Source organism: Opitutaceae bacterium TAV5 (assembly GCA_000242935.3).
In the GTDB taxonomy this organism is placed as follows: domain Bacteria; phylum Verrucomicrobiota; class Verrucomicrobiia; order Opitutales; family Opitutaceae; genus Geminisphaera.
The window spans coordinates 2,072,535-2,085,639 of the sequence record CP007053.1 but is presented as its reverse complement, the minus strand read 5'-3'; the positions used below and the strand labels follow the sequence as shown (position 1 = coordinate 2,085,639).

General features: G+C 65.3%; 12 protein-coding genes. 2 read left to right on the top strand and 10 right to left on the bottom strand.

Going from position 1 to position 13,105, the window contains the following annotated elements:
- Positions 1-43 precede the first annotated feature (43 nt).
- The 4 genes from OPIT5_09260 to OPIT5_09245 all read right to left on the bottom strand — a co-directional run bounded on the left by OPIT5_09260 (position 44) and on the right by OPIT5_09245 (position 3,150).
- On the bottom strand, positions 44-1,663 hold the full coding sequence (locus OPIT5_09260; protein AHF90359.1) for an L-aspartate oxidase: 1,620 nt from the start codon (positions 1,661-1,663) through the stop codon (positions 44-46).
- A gap of 96 nt (positions 1,664-1,759) precedes the next feature.
- The gene (locus tag OPIT5_09255; protein AHF94251.1) at positions 1,760-1,885 is read right to left on the bottom strand and encodes a hypothetical protein; all 126 of its coding nucleotides are present in this window, start codon (positions 1,883-1,885) and stop codon (positions 1,760-1,762) included.
- Positions 1,882-2,724 (bottom strand): pantoate--beta-alanine ligase, encoded by an 843-nt coding sequence (locus OPIT5_09250; protein AHF90358.1) that lies wholly within the window; start codon positions 2,722-2,724, stop codon positions 1,882-1,884. Before OPIT5_09250 ends, OPIT5_09255 begins: the two co-directional genes overlap by 4 nt.
- Positions 2,725-2,808: 84 nt before the next feature.
- Positions 2,809-3,150: a hypothetical protein gene (locus OPIT5_09245; GenBank protein AHF90357.1), complete on the bottom strand. Its 342-nt coding sequence runs from the start codon at positions 3,148-3,150 to the stop codon at positions 2,809-2,811.
- Between the two features lie 379 nt (positions 3,151-3,529).
- Here OPIT5_09245 and OPIT5_09240 point away from each other — a divergent pair, with 379 nt between their 5' ends.
- Positions 3,530-4,330, top strand: a complete 801-nt coding sequence (locus OPIT5_09240) for an RNA methyltransferase (GenBank protein AHF90356.1) — start codon at positions 3,530-3,532, stop codon at positions 4,328-4,330.
- A 33-nt stretch (positions 4,331-4,363) separates the two neighbouring features.
- On the opposite strand, the gene OPIT5_09235 is transcribed toward OPIT5_09240, so the two are convergent.
- Entirely contained in the window at positions 4,364-5,260 is an 897-nt protein-coding gene (locus OPIT5_09235; protein ID AHF90355.1) for a LysR family transcriptional regulator, read from the bottom strand.
- Between the two features lie 70 nt (positions 5,261-5,330).
- On the opposite strand from OPIT5_09235, the gene OPIT5_09230 reads away from it, so the two are divergent.
- A complete protein-coding gene (locus OPIT5_09230) occupies positions 5,331-7,040 on the top strand; it encodes a dihydroxy-acid dehydratase (GenBank protein AHF90354.1) in 1,710 nt (569 codons plus the stop codon).
- Between the two features lies 1 nt (position 7,041).
- On the opposite strand, the gene OPIT5_09225 is transcribed toward OPIT5_09230, so the two are convergent.
- The 5 genes from OPIT5_09225 to OPIT5_09205 form a co-directional block, all read right to left on the bottom strand.
- Positions 7,042-7,707, bottom strand: a complete 666-nt coding sequence (locus tag OPIT5_09225) for an N-terminal cleavage protein (protein AHF90353.1) — start codon at positions 7,705-7,707, stop codon at positions 7,042-7,044.
- A gap of 28 nt (positions 7,708-7,735) precedes the next feature.
- Positions 7,736-8,866, bottom strand: coding sequence for a sugar ABC transporter ATP-binding protein (locus tag OPIT5_09220; protein AHF90352.1), 1,131 nt, complete (start codon positions 8,864-8,866; stop codon positions 7,736-7,738).
- Positions 8,867-8,932: 66 nt separating this feature from the next.
- On the bottom strand, positions 8,933-9,721 hold the full coding sequence (locus OPIT5_09215; protein AHF94250.1) for a hypothetical protein: 789 nt from the start codon (positions 9,719-9,721) through the stop codon (positions 8,933-8,935).
- Positions 9,718-10,905, bottom strand: a complete 1,188-nt coding sequence (locus tag OPIT5_09210; GenBank protein AHF94249.1) for a hypothetical protein — start codon at positions 10,903-10,905, stop codon at positions 9,718-9,720. The genes OPIT5_09215 and OPIT5_09210 overlap by 4 nt, the downstream gene beginning before the upstream one ends.
- Complete coding sequence (locus OPIT5_09205) at positions 10,902-13,100, bottom strand: glycoside hydrolase (protein AHF90351.1); 2,199 nt, start codon at positions 13,098-13,100, stop codon at positions 10,902-10,904. Before OPIT5_09205 ends, OPIT5_09210 begins: the two co-directional genes overlap by 4 nt.
- Positions 13,101-13,105 lie beyond the last annotated feature (5 nt).

The window sequence follows — 13,105 nt, the reverse complement described above, 5'->3', positions numbered from 1 at the left end:
CCGTTGTTTGCTGAAATCCCCATTCCGGAACGGAGCGCCGGCCCTACAGCCGCACGCTGCTGTTGCGGGCGGCGCGCTGTTTTTTCGGGTAGTCGGCGATGGCGTGCAGGCCGCGGCTTTCGTGGCGTTGCAGGGCGCAGCGCACGATCAGGTCGGCGACCTGGATCATGTTGCGCAGCTCCAGCAGCGGTGAATCGACCGAGAAATTCCAGTAGTAATCGTGGACCTCGCGGGCGAGGTTGGCGATGCGTGTGCGGGCGCGTTCGAGGCGGCGGGTCGTGCGCATGATGCTCACAAAATCCCACATCGCGCGGCGGAGCTCGTCGCGGTTGTGCGTGATGACCACGCGCTCGTCCACGTCGCCCCCGCCAAGATCCTGCCAGTCGGGGATCGCGGGGAGGGCGGCGCGTTTCGCGGTGCGCAGGTAACGGTCGACGGAGGCCGCGCCGCGGTGCGCCATGACCACGGCTTCGAGCAGGGAATTGCTGGCGAGGCGGTTGGCGCCGTGCAGGCCGGTGCAGGCGACCTCGCCGCAGGCGTAGAGACCGGCGAGCGCGGTCTCGGCGGCGACGGTCGTGGCGACGCCGCCGCAGGTGTAGTGCGCGGCGGGGACGACGGGGATCATGTCGCGCCCCATGTCGATGCCGAGCTCTTCGCAGGCAGCGTGGATTTGCGGGAAGCGGGACCGGAGCCAGCCGGATTTCTTGTGCGTGATGTCGAGCCAGACGTGGGGCGCGCCGCTCTTTTTCATCTCGGTGTCGATGGCGCGGGCCACGATGTCGCGCGGGGCGAGATCGGCGAGTTTGTGGTAGCGGGCCATGAAGGCCTCGCCGGCGGCGTTGCGCAGGATGGCGCCTTCGCCGCGGACGGCTTCGCTGACGAGGAAGCGTTTGCCGGTGTGCGAGTAGAGGGCGGTGGGGTGAAACTGGATGAACTCCATGTTGCGCACCTCGACGCCGGCGCGCGCGGCCATGGCGATGCCGTCGCCGGTGGCGATGTCGGGGTTGGTGGTGTAGAGGTAAACCTGGCCGGCGCCGCCGGTGCTGAGGACGACGGCGGGAGCACGGAAGGTGACGACGCGCTGGTCGTGCACGTCGAGCGCGTACACGCCGAGCACCTGGTCGGGCGTGCGGGCGCGGGCGCGGGGCGGGGTGAGCTTGTGGCGCGTGATGACGTCGATGGCGAAAAAGTGTTCGAAGAGCGCGATGCGCGGTTCGCCGACGATGGCGCCGAGCAGGGCTTCCTCGATGGCCTTGCCGGTCATGTCCTTGACATGGAGGATGCGGCGTTCGCTGTGGCCGCCTTCGCGGCCGAGATCATAGGGGCCGGGGGTGCCGCGACGGGGGCTGCGTTCGCGGGAGAATTCGAGGCCGAGGTCGACGAGTTCCTGGATGCGGGCGGGGGCGTCGCTCACGATCTGGCGGACGACGCGGCGGTCGCACAGGCCGTCGCCGGCGGCGAGCGTGTCGGCGACGTGTTTGTTGAAGTCGTCGGTCTGCGAGGTGACGGCGGCGATGCCTCCCTGGGCGTGGTTGGTGTTGGAGTCGGCCTTGTCCTTCTTGGTGAGGATGGCGACGGAATGGCCGGCGCGGGCGCACTTGAGCGCGAAGCTGAGGCCGGCGATGCCGCTGCCGATCACGAGGACGTCGAAATCACGTTGCATGGGAAAGAGAGAGGAGGGGGCGGGGGGAGCCACAGGAGCCCGGGCTGGCGCAGCGCCGGAAACGGACGCATACCTGACCACGGATCACACGGATTTTCACGGATAAAAAGAGGCGGCGCACATGGGTTTGCATCCGTGGGAATCCGTGAAATCCGTGGTCTGGAAAAACGAAAGGAACTCCGTGTTATCGGGGGAAAATTGTGTGACGCGATCCGTGCTCACAGCACGGTGTTGTCGATCAGCCGCACTTCATCCACCCAGGCGGCGATGGCGAGGAGGGCCTTGCCGGGGATGACCTCGCGCACGGGTTCCATCGTGCAGCGGTCCACGAGCGAGGCGTAGATGATGCGCACGCGGCGGTGCTGGCTGAGCAGGTGCGTGACTTCGGCGACGAGGCGGTCGGTGCGGCGTTCGCCGGCCGCCACCATGTCGCGCGCCTTCGTGAGGGCGCGGTTGATGGCGAGCGCTTCCTCGCGCTGGCCGGCGGTGAGGTAACGGTTGCGCGAACTCATGGCGAGGCCGTCGGGCTCGCGCACGGTGGGCGCGGTGACGACGTCCACGGTGAAGTTGAGGTCGTTGACCATCTTCTTGATGACGGCCACCTGCTGCGCGTCTTTCTGGCCGAACACGGCGATGTCGGGCCGGCAGATGTTGAAAAGTTTGGCGACGATGGTGGTGACGCCGCGGAAATGCGTGGGGCGCGACACGCCTTCGAGCGGGCGGGCGATGAACTCCTCGGTGATCCAGGTGGAGTAGCCCTTGGGGTAAATCTCGGCGGCCGCGGGTGCGAAAATGATATCGGCGCCGGCGGCGCCGGCCTTGGCGATGTCGGCCTCGAATTCGCGCGGATATTTGCTGAAATCCTCGCTCGGGGCGAACTGGGCGGGGTTGATGAAGAGGGACACGATGACGGTGTCGGCTCTCTCGGCAGCCAGGCGGACGAGGCTGAGATGCCCTTCGTGGAGGGCGCCCATGGTAGGGACGAGGCCGATGATCTGCCCCTTGGAGCGGAGATCCTCGGCGAGAGTCTGCATTTCGAATACCGATGTGATGGTCTGCATGGGCCGGGTCGTTGGCGCGGAAAACGCCGGACGCCCACTAAAGAGACCTGCGCTTGCGGTTCAAGTTTTCCCATCGGGTTTTGCTCAACGGGCGGCGAGGCAGATGTAAACGCCGTGCACCGCGAACGTGGCGAATGGCCAGAGCAGCCAGCGGAAGGGAAGCTCCAGCCGCACGAAACAGGCGAGACAGAGAATGTTGGAAAGGAAGAGGGGGATGCACCACAGGCTGCCGAGGCTGAGCGGCACGTAGTCGGAAAACATCTCGCCGACGCTGGCAGGCCCGTTGCCGTCGGGCGCCTGGATCAGGAGGAAAATGACGGTGGCGAGCGCGGTCGCGCTCATCCACGTCAAAAAATAACACATCGCCCGGCCGAGCGACGAGGTGACGGCATCATGAACGGTGAAAAGGTGATGGAGTCTGTTCATGCCGTGGAGAGGAGGCGATTGAGGGGAAGTTCTGTTGCAGGCTGGTGGCGAGCGGAATGTGGAAGCAGGAACGTGGCAGGAAAAATGAAAACAGCGCGGGAGGCAGAAAAATTCCGGAGCGCGGTTCAGCCGTTGGCACGAGGCCTGCTTGGTAAGGAGATGTTCTTTCCCTGTGAAAGCAGGGATTTAAGGGGTAACATGGACGTCCGGTCCGCAGGGGCCGGACGAGAAAACAAAAGGGCCCGCCGTTAGGGGTAATCGGCGGGCCCTGATTTTTTGCGTGTGTTTTGCTTCCGGCGGTACGCCCGTCCGCCCGCGGGGCAACCGGCCCGCCACTGCGGGCTTGCCAGCGCGGGACAAACCGGGCGCGGTTGCCCGCATGGCCAGTGCCGAACTCAAACTTTGCGGACTCCCCGCGGTCAAGGCGCGCTTCCAGCGCGATGCGGCTTCGTTTCGCCGCCTTTATTTCGACTACGCGACCGGGCGCAAACTCGGCCTCATCTGCAAGGCGCTCTCTGCGGCGAAAAAGGTTTACCGCTGTGTGGAGCCGGCCGAACTGGCGAAGATCGCCGGCAGCATCCATCACGGCGGCGTCGTGGCCGTGGTCGCGGAGACGCCGCTCCGCGCGCCGCTCCCGCGCGATGTGCAGGCGTGGACGAAGGCGCGCGCGCCGCTGCTGCTGCTCGACCGGATCGGCAACGCGCACAACGTCGGCGCGATCGCGCGCAGCGCGGCGTTTTTCGGCGTGGAGCATCTCGTGATCCCGTCGCGGGCCCAGGCGGCCTTGCCGGGTGAGGCTGCGCACCGCGTGGCCGAAGGCGGGCTGGAACACGTCACGATCTGGCGCGTGCCGGATCTGGCGCGGCTGTGCGGCGAGCTGCGCGAGGCCGGTTACGAGGTGATCGGCGCCGCCGCACACGGCGGGGCGTTGCGGCCGGGCGAGGCAAAATCTGCCCGAGGCGCGGCTCGCGGGTCCGGCTCACGCATGCCTGACGCGGGGCCGGGACCGCGTGGCGGTCGTCCGCTGCGCGCGCTGGTGCTCGGCAACGAGGAACACGGTCTGGCGCCGGAAGTCGCCGCGGCCTGCACGCGCCTGGTGACCATCCCCGGCAGCGGTCGCGTGGAGTCGCTCAACGTCTCCGCCGCCGCCGCCGTGCTGATGTTTGCGCTGTTGGGGTGAAGCGAAGCCATTCTTCGCGACCCGGCCCGTCCGTCACCCCGGCCGGTGTCTTGTCGTGAGGAGTTTGACAAACCGGTCCATGGCGGTGGAGGAGGAGCCGTCGGCCTTGGCAAAAACATGCGTGACCGGGGGCGACGGGCGGAGCGGGATGACGGCCGCGGCCTCGCCTACCACGCGCGCCAGCGAGGCGGGAAGGAGCGCGATGCCGGCGCCCGCCGCGACCATGACGGCGACCGCCTGGGCGCGCGGCGATTCCAGCACGATGCGCGGCCGGAATCCGGCCTCGCGGCAGAGCATGTGCACATGCGAGGAAAACGCGGGGGCGGCTTCGCCCGCCACGCCCACCAGCGCCTCGCCGGCCAGCTCGCGCAACGCGATCGTCTGCCGCGTGGCCAGCGGGTGCCCGAACGGCACGAAAGCCGCCAGCGGCTCCTTGCGCCACGCGACGAACCGGATGCCGGGTGTGTTTTCCCGCGGACGAATCCCGACAAAACCGCCGTCCAGCGTTCCCCGCCCGAGGGCCGCCAGTTGTTCGGCCGGCGCGCAATCCTGCATCATGAGCTGGACGGACGGATAACGCTCCCGGAACAGGCGCAGCACCCCGACCAGCTCCGGGCCGAGCACGGCGCTGACGAAACCGAGACGCAGCCGGGCGCTTTCTCCGGAGGCAAACCGCCGCGTCGCCTCCCCGGCGCGGGCGAGGCGGGGCAGGAGCGCGCGCGTCTCCTCGTGAAAAAGCGCGCCCGCCGGCGTGAGAGCGACCTTGCGGCCGGAGCGCTCGAAGAGCGTGGCGCCGATTTTTTCCTCGAGCGAACGGATGTGTCGGGACAGCGGTGGCTGGGCCAGGTGCAATTTTTGGGCCGCCCGCGTAAACGACAACTCCTCGGCCGCGGCGGTGAAGCATTCCAGTTCGCGTAAAGAATAATCCATACCGGAACGGTATCATAAACGGACCAAAAGGGTAGTTCAGTCATGGAATCCGTTGCGCTATAATCGCGCGATGACCACGACCCTCAGCGACACGATCAAACGCGGCAGCCTGCGCGCGCCGCACCGCAGCCTGCTGCGCGCCACCGGCGCCATCCAGTCCGAGAGCGACTGGGACAAGCCCTTCATCGCCGTGGCGAATTCGTTTGTGCAGATCATTCCGGGGCACGCCCATCTCGACGTGGTGGGACGAAAGGTTCGCGCCGCCATCCGGGCGGCCGGCGGCGTGCCATTCGAATTCAACACGATCGGGGTGGACGACGGCATTGCGATGGGGCACGACGGCATGAAATATTCGCTCGCCTCGCGCGAGATCATTGCGGACTCGATCGAGACGATGCTGCGCGCCCACTGTTTCGACGGCGTCGTCTGTATCCCCAACTGCGACAAGATCGTCCCCGGCATGATGATGGCGGTGGCGCGCGTGAACATCCCCGCCGTGTTTGTATCCGGAGGTCCGATGCAGGCGGGGCGCGATCCGGCGACGGGCCGGCCGCTGAACCTGGCGTCCGTGTTCGAAGCCGTCGGGCAACTGTCGATGCAGACGATCACCGAAGGCGACCTCGACCGGATCGAGCGCAGCGCGTGCCCCACCTGCGGCTCGTGCTCGGGGATGTTTACCGCCAATTCCATGAATTGCCTGTGCGAGGCCCTGGGGCTCGCCCTGCCGGGCAACGGCTCGATCCTCGCCACCGACGCGCGGCGCGATGCGCTTTTCGAAGAAGCCGGCCGGGTGATCGTGGAGCTGGTGCGCCGCAACCTCCGCCCCTCGGATATCCTGACGCGCGCGGCCTTTGAAAACGCCTTCGCGCTCGACATGGCGATGGGCGGTTCGTCCAACACCATCCTGCATACGCTGGCAGTGGCCCGCGAGGCGGGCGTGCCTCTGCATCTCGACCAGATCAACGCCATCTCCGACCGCGTGCCGCATATCTGCAAGGTTGCCCCTTCCGGCGTGCATCACATGGAGGACATCGACCGGGCCGGCGGCATTTCGGCCATTCTCAGGACGCTCGCCGGCCGACCGCATATTCTGAATATGGATACACTGACGGTCACCGGAAAAACCCTGGGTGAAACGATCGCCGGCGCGCAGGTGCGCGATCCCGACGTGATCCGTCCTCTCGAAAACGCGTATTCGCCGCGCGGCGGGCTGGCGATCCTGTTCGGCAACCTCGCCCCGCGCGGCGCGGTGGTGAAGGCGGCCGGCGTCGCGCCGTCGATGATGCGGTTTTGCGGCCCGGCGGTGATCTTCGAGTCGGAGGAGGAGGCGCGCACGGGAATTCTGGTGGGCAAGGTGAAGGCGGGTGACGTAGTGGTCATCCGTTACGAGGGCCCGCGAGGCGGACCCGGCATGCAGGAAATGCTGGCGCCCACGGCGGCCCTGGCCGGGCGCGGTCTGGCGGAATCGGTGGCGTTGATCACGGACGGGCGTTTTTCGGGCGCGACGCGCGGCGGCGCCATCGGCCATGTATCGCCGGAGGCGGCGGCGGGAGGACCGATTGCGCTGATCGAGGCGGGCGACCTGATCGAAATCGATATCCCGGAGCGCCGCCTGACCTTGCAGGTGGACGAGGCCGTGCTGGCGCGCCGCCGGGCCGCGTGGAAACCTCGCCCGCGCAAGGCGGAGGCGGAGCGCGGTTACCTGGCCCGTTACGCAAGCATGGTCACCAGCGCGGATCAGGGCGCCGTGCTCGTTGCGAGAGGTGATGGCATGGGATGAGTCACCAGTCGCTCAACGAATCATAGCGGAAAGTCATTTTTCCTTCCTCGTATTTGTCGAAAGTCGCGACATGGCCGTCGACAAAAAGAAGGGCCTGTTTGCCGTATGGCATGAGGTTTTCGTCACCGACGTATTTTTTGCCATAGTCGTCCTTGTCGAAGTCGGGTTCGTTGAGAGGAAGGTTGGTTTCGCCGACGAGGACGTGTTGCGCCGGGAACTCGACACGACTTCGCCATGTGGCGCTCAGTTTGTTGGTTCCGGTGGCCTGCGCGGCGGCGCGCACGCTCATGAAATAACCACAGGTGCCTTCTTTTTCGAACGTGGGCGTCGTGAAAACGTCCTTGCTTTGCGTGTAGGGAAACAACTGCTGCGTCCAGGCGAGCGTTTCGGTGTCGGACGGGTTTTCCTTCCACGGAACCGTGCCGGCCGGCATCGGGTATTGCTCGCGGTGGTCATCGGCAAACAGGGTGAACGCGAGATGAATCTGGCGAAGGTTGGATATGCTCGCCGCCGCCCGGGCTTTTTTCCGGACAAGCGCCACCGTGGGAATGAGGATGGCTGCCAGCACACCGATGATGGCAACGACCGTCAGCAACTCGATGAGCGTGAAGCCGGTCTTTTGCCGGAGCGGCGGGATCGCAAGGGAGGGGGCGCGTGTGCTTTTCATGTCCCTGGATGCAGGCGAGCGCATTTCGTCAGCGGATGACCTGTTCGGTGGCGGCGTCGAAGAGGTGAGCCTCTTCCATCCTGAAGGTGACCTTCACATCCTGGCCGGTCTCGTACTGGTCGGTCGGGTGGATGCGGGCGACGAAGTTGGTGCCGCCGGTGTCGAGATAGAGGTAGGTTTCCGAACCCATCGGTTCGGAGACGTCGAGGTGGGCCTCCACGGTGCGTTTCGGGTCGGCATTCGGCACGACGGCGGTGTCCTCGACGTGCTCGGGGCGGACGCCCAGGACCACGTCCTTGCCGGTATGGCCGGCGGCCTTCGAGGCGAGCGGCTCGGGGATTGTCAGTGTGACGGGCGGCTTCTTGTCGTTTTTCTCGACGAACTCGAGCGCGTTGCCGGCCTTGCGGAGCGTGCCCTTGAAGAAGTTCATCTGCGGGCTGCCGATGAAGCCGGCGACGAAGAGGTTGTCGGGGCGGTTGTAGAGGGCGAGCGGCTCGGCGACCTGCATGATGTAGCCGTCTTTCATGACGCAGATGCGGTCGCCCATGGTCATGGCCTCGACCTGGTCGTGGGTCACGTAGATCATGGTGGCGCCGAGGCGGGCGTGGAGCTTGGAGATCTCGGTGCGGGTGGAGACGCGCATCTTGGCGTCGAGATTGGAGAGGGGTTCGTCGAAGAGAAACACCTTGGGTTTGCGGACGATGGCGCGGCCGACGGCGACGCGCTGGCGCTGGCCGCCGGAGAGGGCCTTGGGCTTGCGGTTGAGGTACGGGTCCAGCCCGAGCATGGCGGAGGCCTCGCGGACGCGCACGTCGATGTCGGCCTTGGGCATCTTGCGCAGTTTCAGGCCGAAGGCCATGTTGTCGTACACGGTCATGTGGGGGTAGAGCGCGTAGTTCTGGAAGACCATGGCGATGTCGCGGTCCTTGGGCAGGACGTTGTTCACGACGCGGCCGTCGATGGAGATGGTGCCGCCGGAGATTTCTTCGAGACCGGCGATCATGCGCAGGGTCGTGGACTTGCCGCAGCCGGAGGGGCCGACCAGGACCATGAATTCACGGTCGCGGATTTCCAGATTGATTCCGTGGACGACCTTCACATCGGGTCCGCCGCTTCCGGGATAGATTTTGACAAGGTCCTTGATGACTACGTTGGCCATGGGGAGTGCATTCGAGGGAAGGAGAGATCGGGGAAATCCGCGATGCGGGTGCGCGTGTGCCGCGCATCAGGGTGTCGCGGCTATCTTTGGCTTGAGTGCGGCGTCGGCGAAGCGGTTGCCCAGCTCGATGATGCCCCGGGTATTGTAATGGAGGTTGTCGCCAACCTTTTCCAGATCGTCGCAATCGATGAGGCGATAGTGGGCATAGGTGCATTCCTCCTGGGCCTTGCGGACAATCGCGGCTGTCGGGTAACGGTCCTCGGGCGGGTTTACCCGCGCACAGAGAAACAGGAGAGCGGGATTATTGAATTCGCTGCGGAAACGCTCGATGAGGAGATCCAGATTGTTTGCGTAGAGAGCGGCGCGCTTTTCGTTCACGGCGTCGGATTCTCCCTGCATCCAGAGTACGCCGACGATTTCGATTTCGCGCGCGGCCTGCGCGGCTTTCACCCTGGCCAGCAATTCGGCGAGAAGGTTTTCCTTTGTCGAGCGGGGCGACCAGTTGGAGGCGAGCATGGAGCCGCCCTTGCTGTGCTTGATGATGCCGACGGGTTCTTTCCATGCGTCGTGGATTTTGCGGGCGAAGGAGATTTCCGGCCCGAAGCCTTTGGCTTCCGTGTTGCCGGGCTTCATGGGAGCCCAGGTCTGGCCATCGAAGAAGAGGATGTCCGGGTTTTCCGTTTTCAGGTTTTCGGGCAGCGCCGTGATTTCGGAACGAACTCCGACCATGTTGCTTTGGCCGGCAAGGACGAAGACTTTGAGCGGTTGCGCGCCGGTTGCCGCGGCGAAGCTGGCAAAGGAAATGCCGATGAGGGCTGTGAAGATGTTATTTACGGAAAGCAGGTTCGTTTTCATGCATTCGGTAATGTTCGGGAAAGCACGCGCAGGGGGATGATCGACAGGGCGCAGTCTTCCTTGCCCTGCGTATAGCTGATGCAGAGGTTGCCGTTGTGCTCGACAGCGGAGGGATACGACCACTCGGTGGGTTTACCGAGGGCATTGAAGTGTTGCACTCCTTCGAACTCCGCGCCGGGGAACAACCGGCGGCGCGGGAATTTTTGATGGCGAATTTTCCAGATGCGGTTGAAGAGGCGTTCATCCGGACCGGTGAGGGCAATGGAGAGCAGGGTCCGCCCGGATTCGAGGTTGTTGGTGATAAGGTAATGACGTCCGTCGGAGAGTCGGCCGGCGCAGGGTTGCGAGCCGGCGAGCGGAAGGTTGGAGGGTTGCAGTGGCGTCCAGGTGAGGCCGCAGTCGCGGCTTTCGGAAACGGGAGCGGATCGCATGCCCCGGGGGCGGCAGATTGCGAGCAGGCGGTCGCCGTGATCGATGAGCGCGGTTTCGGGAAAACGCAGCTCCATATCGTCGGGTTTGGGGATTTTCACGACGGTCCAGCGCGTGAGGTCGTCGCCTTTGCTGATGGCGACGGCGGCGTCATACCAGTGGACTTCGCCTGCCATGATCCAGTTGCCATCACGCATTTTCAGGGGCGCCTGGAAGGGGAGAAAACCGGGAATGTACCAGCACTCCGGTTGCCATGCGCCGGTGTGGTCGTCGAAACGGAAAAGTTCCGAGCGAGAGCGGGAGGTGCGCCAGTCGGGGCCGCCGACCCAGTTTGTGAAAAATCCCCGCAGCGTGTCGTCATGGGTGAACAGAACCGGGTGGTTGAAGCTCTCGCTTTTGAGCAGGGGCGGCGCGGCGATGATGGAGGGGGGTTGCCAGGTGAGTCCGCCGTCGGCGCTGGTGGTGCCGCGGATCAGCTCGTCGGCGATATTGGTTTCGTGGGTGGGATGATTGGCCCAGCAGAGGTGAAGTTTTCCGCGGTGCGAGGCCAGGCTTGTTTCGTGCAGATAGTGATAGCCGCCGGGTTGTGCGCGTTCGACGGTGACGTGCGTGATGACGGCGGGGTCAAGCATGTCTTCCGGCGCGGGGAATATGGCGGCACGGTCCCAGACGGGAAAAAGCGCCGGATCGGCGGCGATAGTGGTGGAGTCGGGCGCGAGTGTGAGCGCAGGTGTGGGTGTGGCGGGTGATGTCATGGGCAAAGGGAAAGGGCGGGGCCGGAAAAACTGTGTCGTCCACCGGGCAGACGGGAATACACGGGGATATCATCCGTGGCGGGCGTCGATGCGAGGACATGGCGGAAATCGCATTCGACCCAGGTGTCGGCCGGGATTTCGAGGTCGATGCTGAAGCGTCCGTTTCCGGTCCGGTAACTTGCCTGCACAGGACCGGCGGGAGTTTCGAATGCGACATCGAAGCGGGCGAGTCCTCCGGGTTGCGGGCAAAAGCGGATTTCGCGCCATGCATCGCAGAGCGGTTCGAGCCCGGCGACGTAACGCGAGAGGACGAGCAGTGGCGCGCCGCTCCAGGAGTGATTGTACGTGCTGTTGGGCTGGCCGGATTCCGGGAAAAGCTCGGGCAGGGTGGTGACGGGCATGGCCAGCATGCCACGATAGCGCTCACGCATCCGGCGGAGAGCGAGGTCGGCGCGGCCGAGCGCGAAGAGGGATTCCAGCACATATTTTTCCATGTAGGGGCTGGCGTGGCGCTCGCGGAAGAGCAGGTCGGCCAGCGCGGGCGCATCCTGTGGGTCGTGGAATCCGCAAAGCACGGCAAGGGCATTGGCGCGGTCGTCGGGCGGGCCGTCGTGCGACGGACTGCGAAAACTGCCTTCCGCCGTGCGGCAGTACCGACGGACGGCCTCGGCGAGGCGGCGGGCGCGGTACGAGAGCGCCCCGGCGCAGGCGGTTTCGCCAAGGCGGGAGGCGAGGGCGGCCACGCCATCGAGCGCCAGCCGGAACCAGCAGGCGGTGAGGGTTTCGTAATCGCAGTTTTGGCCCCAGTCGCCCCAGCGCCAGTCGCCGTCGCGGGCAACGGGCAGGCCGGTGGCGGCGTCCGTCGCCCAGAGCGCGAGGTAGCGTTGCAGCGCGGGGAAGACGGCGCGCGCGGTTTCCTTATCGCCGGTGTGAAGAACGTATTCAAAAATACCGTACCGGCCGATGGAGGCGAGCGATTGCAGGGGGAGTTCACGAAAACAGTTTCCCGAGGGGATCGGCGAATAGAGAACGCCGTCGGCGCGTTGCCAGGCGGCGAGTTCGAGGATGCCTTTGCGGACGAGGGCATGCGCGGACGGGCCCAGCGAATAAAAAACCTGTCCTAGCTGGATCACCTCGTCGCCCCACCACTGGGCGCGCTCCCGGTCGGGGCAATCCATGAAGGTGTCGCGCATCGTGAGGTGGAGCGTGCGCAGGGAGCGGCGCCAGAGTTCGTCGAGGCCGGCATCGCCGCAGGAGAATTTTCCGGACAGGGCACAGTCGTATCCGGTTTCACGGTACCCGAGGAGCTGGACTTTTATCGAGTCGGGCATGTGAAAGATGATTTCGTGGCCGTTGAGCCAGCCGGGGCTTTCCCATTCCTGATCGCCGTCGCGGGTGATGTATTCAGCGGTGAGGCAATGTTCGGGCGAATCGCTCAGGATCCGGATTTTCAGACCGGCGCGGGCCTTTATTTTGAAGTACGGAGTGAACTGGAGGTTACAGGGAAGGGCGACGCGATAGAGTGTGCAACCGAGGCCGTCGCGCACGCCAGGCGGGACGGGGGCGGTTGTGCGCTCTCTCCAGAAAAACTGAGGGATGGGGCGAGGGAGCACGCTGCTCCGGACGTTTGCGGGAGCGTCCGCCGGTTCAGGCCAGGCGGTGTCGTCGAAGGTGGCGGATGTCCAGTCGCCAAGGGCATGGCGGGCGTCATGGCCGATGCTGTTTTCCGGCAGGCGATAACCGAGGACGGAACCGGGACGGACAGTGCCAGCATCAAAGAACGCGGGGTCGCGGATGACCTTCCAGGAGCGGGAAACGCAGGCGTTGCCCGAGAGCAGCCGAAAGTGGAGGACGGCATCGCCGCTGTCGGCATGAGAGAAACCATGTCGTCCGAAATACCAGTGGTGAATGGCGAGCAGGTTGTCGCCGGGCCGGAGCCAGGGGGTGAGATCAAGGTCGTCGCCCCAGGTTTTTCCCGGAGCGGGCCCGCGCTTGAGCGATCCCTCGCGAATGACAGGGACTCCGTTGACGTGGAGCCAGTATTTGGAATCGACAGCCAGGCGGACCAGGACGGGCTCGCCGAGGTTGTCGACACGGATGCGCACGCGCCATGCAAACCACGAGGAAGGGGATGCCGGGGTCGTGGCAGGGACGAACCATGTTTCTCCGGCGACGGGCAATGTGGCTGAACTCATCGGAA

Excerpts from the sequence above, each read along its gene's own strand:
- OPIT5_09260 (AHF90359.1), bottom strand. The coding sequence starts at position 1,663 with ATGCAACGTGATTTCGACGTCCTCGTGATCGGCAGCGGCATCGCCGGC.
- OPIT5_09250 (AHF90358.1), bottom strand. The coding sequence starts at position 2,724 with ATGCAGACCATCACATCGGTATTCGAAATGCAGACTCTCGCCGAGGAT.
- OPIT5_09245 (AHF90357.1), bottom strand. The coding sequence starts at position 3,150 with ATGAACAGACTCCATCACCTTTTCACCGTTCATGATGCCGTCACCTCG.
- OPIT5_09240 (AHF90356.1), top strand. The coding sequence starts at position 3,530 with ATGGCCAGTGCCGAACTCAAACTTTGCGGACTCCCCGCGGTCAAGGCG.
- OPIT5_09235 (AHF90355.1), bottom strand. The coding sequence starts at position 5,260 with ATGGATTATTCTTTACGCGAACTGGAATGCTTCACCGCCGCGGCCGAG.
- OPIT5_09230 (AHF90354.1), top strand. The coding sequence starts at position 5,331 with ATGACCACGACCCTCAGCGACACGATCAAACGCGGCAGCCTGCGCGCG.
- OPIT5_09225 (AHF90353.1), bottom strand. The coding sequence starts at position 7,707 with ATGAAAAGCACACGCGCCCCCTCCCTTGCGATCCCGCCGCTCCGGCAA.
- OPIT5_09220 (AHF90352.1), bottom strand. The coding sequence starts at position 8,866 with ATGGCCAACGTAGTCATCAAGGACCTTGTCAAAATCTATCCCGGAAGC.
- OPIT5_09215 (AHF94250.1), bottom strand. The coding sequence starts at position 9,721 with ATGAAAACGAACCTGCTTTCCGTAAATAACATCTTCACAGCCCTCATC.
- OPIT5_09210 (AHF94249.1), bottom strand. The coding sequence starts at position 10,905 with ATGACATCACCCGCCACACCCACACCTGCGCTCACACTCGCGCCCGAC.
- OPIT5_09205 (AHF90351.1), bottom strand. The coding sequence starts at position 13,100 with ATGAGTTCAGCCACATTGCCCGTCGCCGGAGAAACATGGTTCGTCCCT.